The sequence below is a fragment of the Phaeobacter sp. JH204B genome, from assembly GCF_048055755.1.
Classification (GTDB): domain Bacteria; phylum Pseudomonadota; class Alphaproteobacteria; order Rhodobacterales; family Rhodobacteraceae; genus Phaeobacter; species Phaeobacter bryozoorum.
The window spans coordinates 271049-286602 of sequence record NZ_JAYMXF010000026.1 but is presented as its reverse complement, the minus strand read 5'-3'; the positions used below and the strand labels follow the sequence as shown (position 1 = coordinate 286602).

At 63.4% G+C, this 15554-nt stretch carries 13 protein-coding genes; 5 read left to right on the top strand and 8 right to left on the bottom strand.

Annotation, left to right across the window (positions count from 1 at the left end; genetic code table 11):
- Window positions 1-41: 41 nt before the first annotated feature.
- Both VXL81_RS15415 and VXL81_RS15410 read left to right on the top strand, forming a co-directional pair.
- Complete coding sequence (locus tag VXL81_RS15415; protein WP_416554992.1) at window positions 42-1817, top strand: SLC13 family permease; 1776 nt, start codon at window positions 42-44, stop codon at window positions 1815-1817.
- 111 nt (window positions 1818-1928) lie between these two features.
- A complete protein-coding gene (locus VXL81_RS15410; RefSeq protein ID WP_416554990.1) occupies window positions 1929-3599 on the top strand; it encodes an FAD-binding dehydrogenase in 1671 nt (556 codons plus the stop codon).
- Window positions 3600-3650: 51 nt separating this feature from the next.
- On the opposite strand, the gene VXL81_RS15405 is transcribed toward VXL81_RS15410, so the two are convergent.
- The 4 genes from VXL81_RS15405 to mgtE form a co-directional block, all read right to left on the bottom strand.
- Window positions 3651-5429 (bottom strand): SLC13 family permease, encoded by a 1779-nt coding sequence (locus tag VXL81_RS15405; protein ID WP_416546347.1) that lies wholly within the window; start codon window positions 5427-5429, stop codon window positions 3651-3653.
- A gap of 297 nt (window positions 5430-5726) precedes the next feature.
- Window positions 5727-6539 carry a TIGR00282 family metallophosphoesterase gene (locus VXL81_RS15400; RefSeq protein ID WP_340546057.1) on the bottom strand — a complete coding sequence of 271 codons (813 nt, stop codon included), beginning with the start codon at window positions 6537-6539 and terminating at the stop codon, window positions 5727-5729.
- A gap of 114 nt (window positions 6540-6653) precedes the next feature.
- Window positions 6654-7214 carry a 5-formyltetrahydrofolate cyclo-ligase gene (locus VXL81_RS15395; protein WP_340546058.1) on the bottom strand — a complete coding sequence of 187 codons (561 nt, stop codon included), beginning with the start codon at window positions 7212-7214 and terminating at the stop codon, window positions 6654-6656.
- 60 nt (window positions 7215-7274) lie between these two features.
- Window positions 7275-8663, bottom strand: a complete 1389-nt coding sequence (mgtE, locus tag VXL81_RS15390; protein ID WP_416535100.1) for a magnesium transporter — start codon at window positions 8661-8663, stop codon at window positions 7275-7277.
- A 136-nt stretch (window positions 8664-8799) separates the two neighbouring features.
- Here mgtE and guaD point away from each other — a divergent pair, with 136 nt between their 5' ends.
- Window positions 8800-10086 carry a guanine deaminase gene (gene guaD / locus VXL81_RS15385; RefSeq protein ID WP_340546060.1) on the top strand — a complete coding sequence of 429 codons (1287 nt, stop codon included), beginning with the start codon at window positions 8800-8802 and terminating at the stop codon, window positions 10084-10086.
- A 107-nt stretch (window positions 10087-10193) separates the two neighbouring features.
- On the opposite strand, the gene VXL81_RS15380 is transcribed toward guaD, so the two are convergent.
- The 3 genes from VXL81_RS15380 to VXL81_RS15370 form a co-directional block, all read right to left on the bottom strand.
- The gene (locus tag VXL81_RS15380) at window positions 10194-11534 is read right to left on the bottom strand and encodes an 8-oxoguanine deaminase (protein WP_416554988.1); all 1341 of its coding nucleotides are present in this window, start codon (window positions 11532-11534) and stop codon (window positions 10194-10196) included.
- 115 nt (window positions 11535-11649) lie between these two features.
- On the bottom strand, window positions 11650-12444 hold the full coding sequence (hisN, locus tag VXL81_RS15375) for a histidinol-phosphatase (RefSeq protein ID WP_416555052.1): 795 nt from the start codon (window positions 12442-12444) through the stop codon (window positions 11650-11652).
- 65 nt (window positions 12445-12509) lie between these two features.
- Window positions 12510-12881 carry a helix-turn-helix domain-containing protein gene (locus tag VXL81_RS15370; protein WP_340546062.1) on the bottom strand — a complete coding sequence of 124 codons (372 nt, stop codon included), beginning with the start codon at window positions 12879-12881 and terminating at the stop codon, window positions 12510-12512.
- A 367-nt stretch (window positions 12882-13248) separates the two neighbouring features.
- On the opposite strand from VXL81_RS15370, the gene VXL81_RS15365 reads away from it, so the two are divergent.
- Window positions 13249-14217 carry an NADPH:quinone oxidoreductase family protein gene (locus VXL81_RS15365; protein WP_416535097.1) on the top strand — a complete coding sequence of 323 codons (969 nt, stop codon included), beginning with the start codon at window positions 13249-13251 and terminating at the stop codon, window positions 14215-14217.
- 59 nt (window positions 14218-14276) lie between these two features.
- Here the strand turns inward: VXL81_RS15365 and VXL81_RS15360 are convergent, their stop codons facing one another.
- Window positions 14277-15170, bottom strand: a complete 894-nt coding sequence (locus VXL81_RS15360; RefSeq protein ID WP_416535096.1) for a LysR family transcriptional regulator — start codon at window positions 15168-15170, stop codon at window positions 14277-14279.
- 127 nt (window positions 15171-15297) lie between these two features.
- On the opposite strand from VXL81_RS15360, the gene VXL81_RS15355 reads away from it, so the two are divergent.
- Window positions 15298-15513, top strand: coding sequence for a DUF1127 domain-containing protein (locus VXL81_RS15355; protein WP_340546065.1), 216 nt, complete (start codon window positions 15298-15300; stop codon window positions 15511-15513).
- Window positions 15514-15554 lie beyond the last annotated feature (41 nt).

Below are 15554 nucleotides of genomic sequence, written 5' to 3'. Positions count from 1 at the left end.
GAGGCGCTTGTCCCGCAGCGCGCAACCGCTAGAGTGGCGCCATGACATTTGACCAGATTGTATTGTTCACCCTCTTCGCTGCTGTCTTTGGCCTGCTGCTGTGGGGCAAGTATCGCTATGATATCGTGGCTTTTTCCGCATTGATGGTGGCGGTCCTGCTGGGGGTGGTGCCTGCCAATGACGCCTTTGCCGGATTTGGCCATCCGGCAACACTGGTGGTGGCACTGGTGCTGGTGGTTTCGGCCGGGCTGGTGCGCTCGGGTGCGGTGTTTCTGATCACCCGCACGCTGGTCGACAGCAGCCGCAATCTGGGCGCACATATCGCGCTGATGGGCGGTATTGGCGCGGTGCTGTCGGCCTTTATGAACAATGTCGCAGCGCTGGCGCTGCTGATGCCGGTGGACATCCAGACCGCGCGCAAGGCCGGGCGGGCGCCGGGGTTGAGCCTGATGCCGCTGTCCTTTGCCACCATTCTGGGCGGTATGGTGACGCTGATAGGCACGCCCCCCAATATCATTATCGCGTCGATCCGGGCCGAAACTCTGGGCGAACCCTTCGGAATGTTCGACTTTGCCCCGGTGGGCGGCATCGCGGCGCTGGCAGGGCTGCTGTTTGTGGCGCTGATCGGCTGGCGGCTGATCCCGCTGCGCCAGAATGCGGCCGGCGACTCGGAGGCGCAGCTGTCGCAGTATATCGCCGAGCTGACGGTGCCCGAAGAATCGGGCCTGATCGGTCAGCGTCTGGGCGAGCTGGACGCGGAAGCCGACAAGGCCGATGTGGCGATCCTCGGGTTGATCCGCGACGGCAAGCGGCTCTATGGGCGCGCGGCGGGTCAGCTGCTGCGGGCCGGTGATGCGCTGGTGCTGGAGGCCACGCCCGAAGCGCTGGATGAATTCCGCTCCGCCGCCTCGCTCGATTTTGCCGATGCCGCCCGGCAGGAGAAGCTGGGCGCCGCGGGTGATGGCCTGGAGCTGGTCGAGGTGGTGGTGCCGGAAACCGCCCGTATCAAGGGGCGCAGCGCGCAGGCGCTGGGTCTGGCCTGGCGGCAGAACACCGTGCTGATGGGGCTGGCGCGGCAGGGCCGCCGCCTGACCCGGCATATCCGGCAGGAACAGATCGAGGCGGGGGATATCCTGCTGCTGCTCTGCCCGCGTGATCGCGGCACGGATGTCACCGAATGGCTGGGCTGCCTGCCGCTGGCGGAACGCGGCCTGTCGGTCACGGCCAATGACAAGACCTGGCTTGCCATCGCGCTGTTTGCAGGCGCGGTGCTGGCGGCCTCGCTGGGTATCATCTACCTGCCGATTGCGCTGGGGCTGGTGGTGGTGGCCTATGTGCTGACCAAGATCCTGCCGCTGGCGGAATTATACGACCATATCGAATGGCCGGTGGTGGTTCTGCTCGGCTCGATGATCCCCTTGGGGGCGGCGCTGGACAGTGCCGGTGGCACTGCGCTGATCGCCGAGAGCCTGCTGACGCTGACCGCAGGCATGCCCGCCTGGGCCATTCTGACCGTGCTGATGGTGGTCACCATGACGCTGTCGGATGTGTTGAACAACACCGCCACGGCCATTGTCGCGGCCCCGGTCGGGATCCAGATGGCCAATGGTCTGGGCGTGTCGCCGGATCCGTTCCTGATGGCGGTGGCGGTGGCGGCCTCGGCGGCGTTCCTGACCCCCATCGGGCATAAGAACAACACGCTGGTGCTGGGTCCGGGCGGCTATCACTTTGGCGATTACTGGCGCATTGGCCTGCCGCTGGAGGTGCTGATCATCGCGGTCTCCATCCCCGCAATCCTGCTGTTCTGGCCGCTGTGATCGGCGCTGTGGCGCTGCTGTGACCCAACGGCAGGGACCGCAGGGTTTGCGCCGCGCCCCTCTGCACGCTTAGGCTGATCCCACAACCGGGACCAACAGCAGAGGCACGCCATGGGACAGCCGACGGACAACAGCGCAGATGTGATCATCGTCGGGGCCGGGCTGGCCGGGCTGGTGGCGGCAGCCGAACTGGGCGACCGGGGCAAGCGGGTGATCCTGCTGGATCAGGAGCCTGCACATTTCCTGGGCGGTCAGGCGCATTGGAGCCTGGGCGGGCTGTTCATGATCGACACGCCCGAGCAGCGCCGCATGGGCATTCGCGACTGTCCCGATCTGGCGCGGCGCGACTGGTTCGGCAGCGCCCAGTTTGACCGCCCCGAAGACCATTGGCCGCAACGCTGGGCGCGCGCTTATCTGGACTTTGCCAGCGGCGAGATGCGGGCCTGGCTGCATGGTCTGGGAATGCGCTGGTTTCCGGTGGTCGGCTGGGCCGAACGGGGCGGTGGCGACGCCGAGGGACATGGCAATTCGGTGCCGCGCTTTCACCTGACCTGGGGCACCGGACCGGGGGTGGTCGCCCCCTTTGCCGCGCGGGTCGAAGCCCATATCGAGGCTGGTCTAATCCAGCCGCGCTTTCGCCATCAGGTGAGCCATATCATCACTCAGGGCGGCACTGTCAAAGGTGTCTCCGGCGAGGTCTTGGCGGCAGATGACGCGCCGCAGGGGGCTCGCACCAACCGTCAGGAAATCGGCGAATTCGAGGTCTATGCGCCCTCGGTGCTGGTCGCCTCGGGCGGGATTGGCGGCAATCTGGATGCGGTGCGCCAGAACTGGCCGGTGGAGCGGCTGGGACCTGCACCGCGCCGCATGGTGGCAGGCGTGCCCTTTCACGTCGATGGGCGGATGATCCCGATTGCGCAGGCGGCGGGCGGCCATGTCATCAATGCCGACCGGATGTGGCATTACACCGAAGGGCTGCGCAACTGGGATCCGATCTGGCCCAACCACGGCATCCGCATTCTGCCCGGGCCATCGTCGATGTGGTTTGACGCCAGAGGCGACCGGCTGCCTGCGCCTTATCTGCCGGGGTTCGACACGCTGGGCACGCTGCGCGAGATCCTGAAGACGGGCCATGATTACAGCTGGTTCATCCTGAGCCAGAAGATCATCCAGAAGGAATTCGCCCTGTCGGGGTCCGAACAGAACCCGGATCTGACCTCTGGCAAATGGGGCGAGGTGCTGCGCGCCCGGCTGTTGTCGCGGGGCAAGGCCCCTGCCCCGGTTGAGTCCTTCAAGAAACACGGTGCGGATTTTGTGGTGGCCGACACGCTGAGCGAGCTGGTGGCGGGCATGAACGAGATCGGCGATGTCGCACTGGAGGAAACCCACCTGCGGCGTCAGATCGAAGCGCGCGATGCCCAGGCCGACAATCCCTTTGCCAAGGATGCGCAGATCATCGCCATCAATGCCGCGCGCAACTACCGGGGCGACCGGCTGATCCGCACCGCCAAGCCGCATCGGATTCTGGACCGCGCCAATGGGCCGCTGATCGCGGTGCGGCTGAATATCCTGACCCGCAAGTCACTGGGCGGTTTGCAGACCGATCTTGACGGGCAGCTGATTGGCGCCGATGGCACGCCGGTGCAGGGACTGTTTGCCGCCGGAGAGGTCGCAGGCTTTGGCGGTGGCGGCTATCACGGCTACAACGCGCTGGAGGGCAGCTTTCTGGGCGGCTGCCTGTTTACCGGTCGTCAGGCAGGCCGGTCCCGCGCCATCGCATGAGCGGCCAAAACCTGCGGTAACTTATGGTTAACAAACCCTTACCGGCCGTTGTTAAAGCGGCCAGAAGAAGGGGATGAGGATGGAGGCCAGAAGGCCGACGCTGAAGTTCAGCGGAATGCCAACGCGCAGGAAGTCGGTGAATTTGTAACCGCCCGGACCGTAGACCAGCATATTGGTCTGATAGCCGATTGGCGTCGCAAAAGAGGCCGAGGCCGCAACCATGACCGCAACCACCAGCGGGCGCGGATCAATGCCCATGGCCTGTGCAAGCCCGACCGCAATCGGCGTGACCACCACCGCCACGGCATTGTTGGAGACCAGCTCGGTCAGGATCGAGGTCAACAGATAGACCGCCCAGACCAGTAGGAACGGCGGCAGCAGAGACAGCGAGGGGGCCACGGCATCCACGATCAGACGCACCGCACCCGAGCTTTCCAGGGCGGCCCCGATCGCGAGCATGGCAAAGATCAGCGTCAGCAAGCGCCCATCGACAAATGAGAAAGCCTCATCCGCGTCGATGCAGCGGGTGATCAGCACGGTGGAGACGGCCAGCACCGACAGCAGCAGGATTGGCGCCACATTGAGCGCGGCGAGCAGCACGATCCCGATCAGCGCGGCAATGGCAATGGGGGCGTGGCGCCGGCGATAGGCGCGCACCGAGGGTTGCGAGACGGCCGCCATATCCATATCGGCGGCCAGTCGCTGGATATCCTCGACATTGCCTTCCAGCAGCAGGGTATCGCCTACGCGCACCACCAGATCCTCAAGCTGCACACCGATGTTCTGATTGCGCCGATGCACCGCCAGCACATAAACGCCATAGCGCCGCCGCAGGCGCATCGCGCCGAGCGACCGTCCCACCATGCGGCATCCGGGCGTGATCAGCACCTCCACGGTTGTGGTTTCCACGGTGGAGACCTGATCGACGCGCTTCAGCTCCTTGTTGCGTTGCAGGCTGAGGAGTTCGGTCATCTGGGTGCGCAGCACCACGCGGTCGCCGACCTGAAGCTCAACCCCTTTCAGCGCGTTGCGCAGCGAGATGTCGCCGCGAATGACATCGACCAGTCGAACGCCGGGCCGTTTGAACAGCTGCACGCCGGTGACTTCGCGGCCGATCAGGTTGCTGTCCGGGGGGATCACCGCCTCGGTGAAGAATTTCATGCGGGACCGGTCGCTGAGCAGGCTGGCCATGCTGCTGCGATCCGGCAGCAGGCGCGGCGCGATGAAGCGCAGGTAGATCATGCCCCAGATCACCAGAATGATGCCAAGCGGTGTCACTTCGAAGATGGTGAAAGGCACCAGCCCCTGCGCCCGCGCGACACCGTCAACCAGCAGGTTGGTAGAGGTGCCGATCAGCGTCAGCGTGCCGCCCAGAATGGCCGCATAGCTGAGCGGGATCAGCATCTTGGAGGCGGAAACGTTCATTGTGCGGGCGATCTGGATGAACACCGGGATCATCACCACCACTACCGGCGTATTCGACACCACCGCCGAGGCGGCAACGACAAAGACCATCAAGAGCGCAATGGCCAGTTTCGGATTGACCTCGGCCTGTTTGCGGGCCTGCGCGGTAAAGGCATCCAGCGCGCCGGTGCGCACCAGCGCGCCCATGATGATGAACATGGCCGCAATGGTCCAGGGCGCCGGGTTCGACAGCACGGGCAATGCCGCCTGATAGGGCAGAACGCCGGTTGCCAGCATCGCCGAGACACCGGCCAGCGCCACCACCTCGGTCGGGAAGGTTTCTCGCAGGAAAGCGGCAAACATGGCCACCACGATCAGCAACGTCAGAACCGCGCCACCGGTTTCGCCAAGGGGAATGAACTGCATCAGGGGTAAAGACATCCAAGAGGTTGAGAGATCAATCATCGGCGACCTGAAAGAACTGCGCGAACCGCCTCGCATATCGCGCGGCCCAAGGGAGTGAACCTGATCCGGTCACCGGAGGCAAGTGTTTCGCAACACGATGGGAGCATCTGGTCCCTATTTAGCGGTCCTTTGCGAATAAGCTTCGGAATTTGAGGGGTTTGGCAGGCGAATATCCCGCCCCGCCTGCCCAGGTTTCGCGCATGGAACGGGCGGGGTTGCCGTGGCCTGCACTAGGGGGCCTGGACCGGGTGGCCAGCGTCAGGGAGTTGCCTGCTCAAGGAGGCCGCCGACCCGGATCATGCGGATCGATTTGGCCGCCCCGGTGCGATCGTCGGTTTCGACAAAAACACCCGACAGGGTTGCCGGGCCTTCGGCCGGGGTAAAGCGGTTCTTGGGCATGCCGGTGAGGAAACGGCGCATCGGTTCGGCTTTCTCCATGCCGATCACCGAGTTGTAATCGCCGCACATGCCAGCATCGGTCAGATAGCCGGTGCCCTCCGACAGGATCTGCGCATCGCCCGTCGGCACATGGGTATGGGTGCCCACCACCAGCGACGCGCGGCCATTGCAGAAATGGCCCATCGCCATCTTCTCGGAGGTGGCCTCGCAGTGCATGTCCACGATCACCGCCTGCGCCAGCCCACCGCGTGGGTGCGATTTCAGCACCGCCTCAACGGCGCCGAAGGGATCGTCATAGGCCCGTTTCATGAACACCTGCCCCAGTGCCTGCACCACCAGCACCTTGCGCCCGCCCGGAGCATTGAACAGCCGGTAGCCGCGCCCCGGCGCGTTTTTGGCAAAATTCAGCGGCCGGATGATGCGCGGCTCTTTCTCAATGGCCTGCAACATGTCCTTCTGGTCAAAGGCATGATCGCCAAGCGTCAGGCAATCGGCCCCGGCATCCAGCAGCAGCTTGGCGTGTTCGCCATTGAGCCCCATACCGTTTGAGGCATTCTCGCCATTGACCACGACAAAATCGAGCCGCCAGTCCTTGCGCATCTGCGGGAGGTGTTCGGAAATGGCCTTGCGTCCCGCACGGCCCATGACATCGCCAAGAAATAATAGTCGCATTGCCGCGTGGTACGCCGTTGCAAGGCTCAGGACAAGAGCCGCGTTGCGGGTGCAAAACTTTTTAAAAGTTTTGCCAAGGTTTTTTGACAAACCCTTGGCCCGTCGCAGCGGGTGTCAGCTGAACTGCAACACCCGGCTTTCGGTGATCAGCATGTCCAGCGGCTGGTCGGTGGGCTCCAGCGGCAGGCTTTCGGCCTCCTGCGCGTCAAAGGCAAAACCGATGGCGAGGGTTGGACGTTTGGCCCGCAGCAGCTCCAGAGTGCGGTCATAAAAGCCGCCGCCATAGCCCAGCCGCCCGCCGCGCGCATCAAAGGCGACCAGCGGCACGATCAGGATTTCCGGTTCGAAATAGTCATCGACCTCCGGCACCTTTGCCCCAAAGGGACCGTCACGCAGCGCGCCATCAGGCTGCCAGCGGCTGAAGTTCAGCGGTGTATCCTTGGCCTGGATCACCGGCACACCAACAGGGCCATGAGCGGCGGCTTCCGCCATCGCAGGAAGCGGGTCGATCTCGGTGCGGATCGGCATATAGCCCGACAGCGGCACGCCGCGATAGCCTGCCAGCACCTCCGAGAGATGCCCCGCAACACCGGGCTTATTCATGTCAAAGGCGGCCTTGCGGCGCTGAAAGGCCGCCTTGCGGGCGTCGGCCTTGATCCGGGTGAGGTCATCCATGATGCGGCTCCTGTCAAAGCAAGTGAACACCACCCGGACGGGCGGCAACAGCGGGCAGGATCAGAGCAGCAACACCCCGGCCAGCCCGAGAAAGGCAAAGAAACCAACGATATCCGTGACCGTTGTCACAAAGGCGCCGGAGGCCAGCGCCGGGTCGACGCCGATTTTCTCCAGAATAATCGGCACCGCTGTCCCCGCCAGCCCCGCGACGACCAGATTGATCACCATAGCGACGGCGATCACGACGCCCAGCATAGGTGAGCCGAACCACAGGATGCCGACAACGGCCATGATCAGCGCAAAGGCGAGGCCGTTCACCAGCCCCACCAGGACCTCCCGCCGGATCACCCGCCAGACGTTGGAGCCGGTGAGGTCGCGGGTGGCCAGTGCGCGCACCGCCACGGTCAGCGACTGGGTGCCGGCATTGCCACCCATTGAGGCCACAATGGGCATCAGCACCGCCAGCGCCACAAATTCCGCAATCGTCGCCTCGAACTGGGCAATCACCAGCGAAGCCAGAATCGCCGTTGCCAGATTCACCGCCAGCCAGGGAAAGCGTTGCTTCGTTGTGGCCATGACCCGGTCGGCCAGGCTGCCCTCACCGACACCGGCCAGACGCAGGATGTCTTCTTCATGTTCCTCATCCAGCACGATCATGGCGTCATCCATGGTGATGACACCAACCAGCCGCCCCTCGTCATCGACAACCGGGGCCGAAATCAGGTGATACTGGTTGAAGGCATAGGCGACGTCTTCTTCGTCCTGATCGGCGGGAATGATCTGAAAGGTGTCTTCGACGATCTCGCTCAGCCGCACCTCCCGTTTCGAGGACATTATACGGCCGAGCGTGACATTGCCCACCGGGTGCAGCCGCGGGTCGACCAGAACCACGTGGTAGAACTGATCCGGCAAGTGTTCGGATTCACGCATGAAATCAATCGCCTGCCCCACCGTCCAGTGGTCGGGGGCCATCACCACCTCGCGCTGCATCAGACGGCCGGCGGAATTCTCCGGGTAGCTCAGCGATTGCTCCACCGCGACCCGGTCGGCATCTTCGAGCGTATTGAGGATGGCCGCCTGCTGAGGCTCTTCCAGATCCTCCAGAAGGTCGACCACATCATCGCTTTCGAGGTCGCGCACCGCCTCGGCCAGAACCTGCGGCGCCAGCAGCGAAATCACCTCTTCGCGGATTGATTCATCCAGTTCTGACAGGATCTCGCCGTCGAATTCGCGGTCGTAAAGGCGGATCAGGCGGCCACGTTCGTAGGCGCTGATCTGTTCCAGAAGGTCGGCGATGTCAGCGGCGTGCAGCGGCTCCATCAGCTCGGTCAGCTGAGGCTGGTCATCGGCCTCCACCGCCTCCAGAATCTGGGCAACCCGTTTGCGGTCCAGCTCGTAGGCATCCTCGAATGTGGCATCGACTGGCTCTTTTTGGTCATCTGCGATCATTCCGAGGCCCCTTTTGGTGATTGCTTCTGGAATAAAAGAAGCTGTTACCGAAAAACAATGACAATGACGTAATTTACCGTCGATGTCGCTGCGCGTATCCTGCGCATCGCAGTTTGGCAAGAAAGGACCGCGTCGGATGCAGGCAGAATTTATCTTACGGGGGCAGGTCCTATCATTTGCGGGAGACCCGTTTGAGGGCGACCACCCCGAGGCTGCGGCGACGCTGCATGAAGCGGTGGCGATTGGTGGTGGCAAGGTGCTGGAACTGGGCGCGGCTGATGCGCTGCGCAAGGCCCACCCCTCCGCCAGCCTGGTGGATCACGGCGATCACCTGATCCTCGCCGGCTTTGTCGATGCCCATGTGCATTTCCCGCAGACCGCGATCATTGCCAGCTGGGGCAAGCGGCTGATCGACTGGCTGAACAGCTATACTTTCCCCGAGGAGATGCGTTTTGGCGACCGTGGCTATGCCGATGAAATCGCAGGCCGCTATCTGGATCTGACACGGGCCAATGGCACCACCACGATGTGCAGCTACTGCACCATCCACCCCGAAAGCGTGGAGGCGTTTTTCAGCGCTGCGCAGGCGCGCGGGCAGCGCGTGGTTGCGGGCAAGACCTGCATGGACCGCAACGCCCCGGAAGGCCTGCGCGACACCGCGCAATCGGCCTATGACGACAGCGCCGCATTGATTGGCCGCTGGCATGGGGTGGACCGGCTGTCCTATGCGATCACGCCACGGTTCTCGCCCACCTCGACCCCCGAACAGCTGGAGGCGATGGGCGCGCTTTGGGCCGAGCACCCAGACTGCCTGATGCAGACCCATCTGAGCGAGCAGACCGACGAGATTGCCTGGGTGAAATCGCTGTTTCCCGAGGCCCGGGACTATCTGGACACCTATGAGCAATTTGGTCTGCTGGGCGAAGGTGGCCTCTACGGTCATGCGATCCATCTGGAAGACCGCGAGCGTGCCCGTCTGCGCGAGGTTGGCGCCGCGCTGGTGCATTGTCCAACCTCCAATACCTTCATCGGGTCTGGGCTGTTCGACATGGCCGGGCTGATGGCTGAGGGGCAACGCATTGGTCTGGCGACGGATACCGGTGGTGGCTCCAGTTTCTCGATGCTGCGCACCATGGCGGCCGCCTATGAAATCGGCCAGCTGCGCGGCACGCCGCTGCATGCTGCACAATTGCTGTGGCTGGCCACCCAAGGCTCGGCCCGCGCGCTGCGCATGGAGGCCCAGATCGGCAATCTCGCCCCCGGCATGGAGGCCGATCTGGTGGTCCTGGATCTGGCCTCAACCCCGGCGATTGCGCAGCGCTGCGCGGGCGCGCGCGATCTCTGGGAGGCGGTTTTTGCCACCATCATGATGGGCGATGACCGGGCGGTGACCGAGGTCTGGATCAACGGCGCGCGCAGCTGAGCCGGGCACCGAGGGGGAAAGAGGCGCTGATGCGCCTCTGCCTCCGGCGGGGATATTTCGGGCCAGAAGATGAGCGCCGCGCGCTGTCGCCGATCTGGTCAGCTGCGTCAGGCCAGCTGCATCAGCCGTGTGGTGGCTTTTTGGTGCCGTTCAAGAAGGTCTGGCAGATCCACGGTCGCCAGCATGGCATCGCGGATGATCTGGCGCCCTTCGACAAAGAGATGTTTCACCTGCGCCGGCCCCGCCAGCAGCAGCGCCGCCGGATCCCAGCTGCCGCTGGAGGCGATGCCGGTCACGTCCCAGATCGCGATATCGGCACGTTTGCCCACCGCCAGCTGGCCGACATCGCGCCGCCCCAGCACCTCCGCGCCGCCACGGGTGGCAATCTCCAGCGCCTCATAGGCGCTCATGGCATCAGCCCCCTGTGCGACCCGCTGCAAGAGCATCGCCTGACGGGCTTCGCTGATCAGGCTGGCCATATCATTGCTGGCCGATCCATCCACGCCGAGACCAACCGGCACCTGCGCATCGCGCATGGCGCGCAGCGGCGCGATGCCGCTGCCAAGGCGGCAGTTGGAACAGGGGCAATGGGCAACGCCGGTTCCGGTCCGGGCAAAGAGGTCGATTTCCCCGGCATCCAGTTTCACGCAATGGGCATGCCAGACGTCGGGGCCGGTCCAGCCCAGATCTTCGGCATATTGGCCGGGACGGCAGCCGAACTGCGCCAGGGAATAGGCGATATCCTCGTCGTTTTCGGCCAGATGGGTGTGCAGCATCACCCCCTTGTCGCGGGCCAGAAGCGCAGTGTCGCGCATCAGTTCGCGGCTGACGGAAAACGGTGAACAGGGCGCCAGCGCCACCCGGCACATGGAGCCTTCGGCGGGGTCATGGAACCGGTCCACGACGCGGATCATATCGTCGAGAATGGCGCGTTCCTCCTCGACCAGACTGTCCGGCGGCAGGCCGCCCGCGCTTTCGCCGATGCTCATGGCGCCGCGCGTCGGCTGGAAGCGCAGACCAATATCACCTGCCGCCTCGATGCTGTCCTCCAGCCGGGTGCCATTGGGATAGAGGTAGAGGTGATCGGAGGTGAGCGTGCAGCCGGAGAAGGCCAGTTCGGCCAGCCCCAGCTGGGCGGAGACATGGATGTCATCGGGGGTGAAGGCCGACCAGATCGGATAGAGCCGTTTGAGCCAGCCAAACAGCAGCGCGTCCTGCGCGCCGGGCACCGCGCGGGTGAGATTCTGATAGAGGTGATGATGGGTGTTCACAAGGCCCGGGGTCACCACGCAGCCCCGGCCGCTGATCCGCTCGCCCTCCGTGGTGAGATCGCTGCCGATCTCGGCGATCACCCCGTCGCGGATCCGCAGATCGGCATGGGTCAGCTGGCGGCGCTGATCATCCATTGTCAGCGCGATATCAATATCTTCGATCAGAATTTCAGGCACAGGTCACACTCCGTCAGGCCGCCCATTTCGGTTCAGAAGTGTGATGGCGCGCCGACAGAATATGGGCAAAGGACTCGGCGCGTGGCCGAACCCTAATGGATTGCCCGAGGTCGTTTCAAGTGGTTTTGCGGATCAGGGCAAGCGCTGCGGCATGAAGCTCGGCGGTGGCTGCGGCCAGGACCTGACCGCCCTCATGCACAGGCTCCCCCTGCCAGTTGGTCACCACGCCACCGGCGGCCTCGATGACCGCGATCGGCGCCTGGATGTCGTAGGCGTTGAGCCCGGCCTCGATCACCAGGTCACATTGCCCGGCGGCCAGCAGCGCATAGGCGTAGCAATCCATCCCGTAGCGGGTCAGCTGCACTTCGCTGGCGACCCGCTGGAAGGCGGCGCGTTCCGCTGCGCTGCCGACTTCGGGAAAGGTGGTGAACAGCGTGGCCGCCGACAGATCCGATGTCTTGCGGGTGCTGAGTGCGACCTCCCCCAGCGGGCCGGTCAGACTGGCCCCCTCGGGCGTGCCGATGAACCGCTCACCGATATAGGGTTGATCAATGATGCCGAGGAAAGGGCCATCCGCATCGCCAAGGGCAATCAGCACCCCCCAGGTCGGGGTGCCACTGATAAAGCCACGGGTGCCATCGATCGGGTCCAGCACCCATATGCGCCCGGACTGGCCACGGGTCTCGCCGTATTCCTCGCCGAGGATGCCGTCCTCGGGCCTGAGTTGCGAAAGCACCGCGCGCATCGCCTGTTCGGCGGCCCGGTCGGCGATGGTGACAGGATCGAAACCTTCGTCCAGCTTGTTGTCGGATTGCAGCCCGGCTGAGCGGAAATAGGGCAGGATCGCCTGACGTGCGGCATCGGCCATCCGATGGGCAACGTCCAGATCTGAAAACGCGGCTGAAGTCATACCCGAAGGGGTGACATTCAACCGCGCATATTTCAAGCCCCAAGCCCCCACTTGAGGCGGGAAAATCAGGCTGCGTCGCTGAGCACGCGCGCCAGTTCGAACAGACGACGGCGCTGGTTTTCAGGAATCGCATAGTAGGAACGCACCAAATCCAATGCCTCCTTGTCGCCCATCAGATCGTCAGGCACGCGTGCCTTGTCCGATGCCGGGGCATCATCATCTTGCAGACCTTCAAAAAAGAAGCTGACCGGCACGCTGAGCGCGTCGGAAATATCCCAGAGCCGGGAGGCGCTGACCCGGTTTGCACCGGTTTCATATTTCTGGATCTGTTGAAATTTAATACCAACCAGCTCTGCGAGCTGCTGTTGCGTCATGCCGATGAGCCACCGGCGATGCCGGATACGTTTCCCCACGTGCACGTCCACTGGATGAGCCATGCGTTTCTCCTAAGAATTACAAAACTGGGTGCCACCCTAACCGCCTTTTTAAACCCCCGCCCACCCGGCAAATACCGCGTGGTGCCAATGTTGCCAAAAAACCCGACGGGTTTCTGGACAAACGACAAGGCGCTCCCATTGGAGTTGAGTGTACGACCTTAACGGTTGAATTCAAGCGTTCACTCTCGCCGGGGTCAGCACCTGTGCGGCAAACGCATGATTTCATGTACCAATTTTATTTCACTTTTTTGCATGTTTTACACATGTTCTCCACCTCCCCATAAATAGTGAGGTGATCTGAAGGCGAATCTGGCATGGTTTGGCCATTCAGAATCACCTTACCCCATGCCAGATATGGAAAAATGATATGCGCGCCTACAGTGTCAGCAGTTTTGACATTTCCCCGACTATCGCAGAAGTTGACGTGGGATCACCGGGAAGCGGAGAAGTTGCAGTTGCAATACACGCCTGTGGGTTGAACTTTGCCGATCTTCTTCTGCTCCGTGGCAAATATCAGGATACGCCGGACCTGCCATTTATTCCCGGTTTGGAACTGGCGGGCGTCATTCAGGCGCTTGGCCCTGATGTGGAGGGGCTGGCGGTTGGCGATCGGGTGGCGGTGTTTTCCGGTCAGGGCGGGCTGGCGGAGGCCGGGGTGTTTGCGGCCGATCGCGTCACGCGGATCCCCGACGAGATGTCCTTTGCCGATGCGGCTGCGTTTCAGATCACCTATGGCACCGGACTGGTCGCGCTGGATCACTGTGCGCGGTTGCAGCCGGGGGAAACCCTGCTGGTCACCGGCGCTGCCGGTGGTGTCGGGCTGACGGCTGTGGAAATCGGCAAACGTCTGGGCGCGCGGGTGATCGCCCATGCGCGGGGAGCCGAGAAGCTGGCCGTGGCCAAGGCGGCGGGCGCGGATCATCTGATCGACGCCGACGAGGATCTGCGGCAGGCGGTCAAGGATCTGGGCGGCGCCGATGTGGTCTATGAGGCGATTGGCGGCGATGTCTGGCAAGCGGCCTTTCGGTCTACCAACCCGGGCGGGCGGCTGCTGCCCATCGGCTTTGCCGGCGGCGAGGTGCCGCAGATCCCGGCGAACCACCTGCTGGTGAAGAACCTCAGCGTTATCGGGTTTTACTTTGGCGGCTACCTGAAGAGCCACCCGGCGGTGGTCAGGGGCGCCATCGCGCGGCTGATCGACTGGTATCGTGACGGCTCGCTGCGCCCACACATCAGCCACCGCCTGCCGCTGGAGGAGACTGACGCAGGGCTGGAGCTGCTGCGCAACCGCAAAGCCACCGGCAAGGTGGTGATCATGATCCGGCCAGAGGCCTAGGCGACGGCAGCCGCCGCGGTGCAGGGCAGCCGCAGGGCGCGATCGTTAGGGCGCAGGTGTCAGGCTGCGGTCCAATGGGACTGCGCCGCCGCCAGCGGGGTACTGATGTTGCGAAAGGCCTTCCGCACCAGAAAGGCAAGTTCAGTCACCATCGGAGAGCCAGAGGTCTCTGCCCCATAGAGGTTGATCAGCTGGATCGGCAGATCCGGCAGGCTGCCACCGTGGTCGATCTGTAGCAGATGCGGCGGCTCGGTGCCCTCGATCATGGTGTGGATCGCCAGATCGGCGCTGACCGTCGCCTCGATGGTGCGGTCGCTATCGGTCTCCACCACCATTTCCCAGGCGATCCCGGCGGCGTCCAGCGCGCTCACCACCTTGGGCCGGAAGGTGCAATAGCGGCCAAAGGCCAGTTTCAGCGGGCGCTGCCGCCAGGCTGATCCATTGGGCGCACCAATCCAGCACAGCGGCCGCTTGGCCAGCGTTTCGCCGTTTTCCGAGGTGGCGGTTTCGGTGGTCAGGATCAGATCGCATTCACCGCGCGAAAACTGCTCCTTCAAAGAGCGGGTATAGCTGGAGATCAGCTGCACCTTCACCCGTGGGAACGACGCATTGAAACGCTGTAGCACCTGCGGGATCGCCGGGTAGACAATGTCATGCGGCACCCCAAGAACGATTTCACCTTCATAGGCCTGATCGGTCAGTCGCCCGATCACCTCGTCATTCAGCGCCACCATCCGGCGCGCATAGGCCAGCAGCTGCTCGCCCGATGCGGTCAGCGCAATGGTGCGGCCAGAACGGTCCAGCAGTTGCAGGCCCAACAGCTCCTCCAGCCGCTTCAGCTGCATGGAGACCGCCGATTGGGTCAGATGCAGAAAACCGGCCGCGCGGGTCACCCCGCCATTGTCCGCAACCGCCACAAACGAGCGCAGCGTGGTGATATCGAGATTTCGCATCATCACAATCCCTGATGGTTTAAATCATAAACATTCGTTTTTCATATCAATCACACTCCGCCATATACATCAATAGAATTGATCAGACACTGCAACTTCATCAGAGTTCCAGAAAAGGACAAAAATCATGACCTATATGGACAACAGCCTGCGCAACTGCACCTGCGCGCCCCGCCGCTCGTTCCTCGCAACCGTTGCCCAACGCCTCGCCATCTGGCGCGAACGCCGGATGCTGGCCACGCTTGATCAAAGCGCGTTGGACGACATGGGCATCAGCAAGACCGAAGCCCAGGCAGAGGCCCGCCGCCCGATCTGGGACGCGCCGAGCAGCTGGACCCGCTAAAGGCGACGCGCCGACAAGGCTCACACCAAGCCTAATACGAA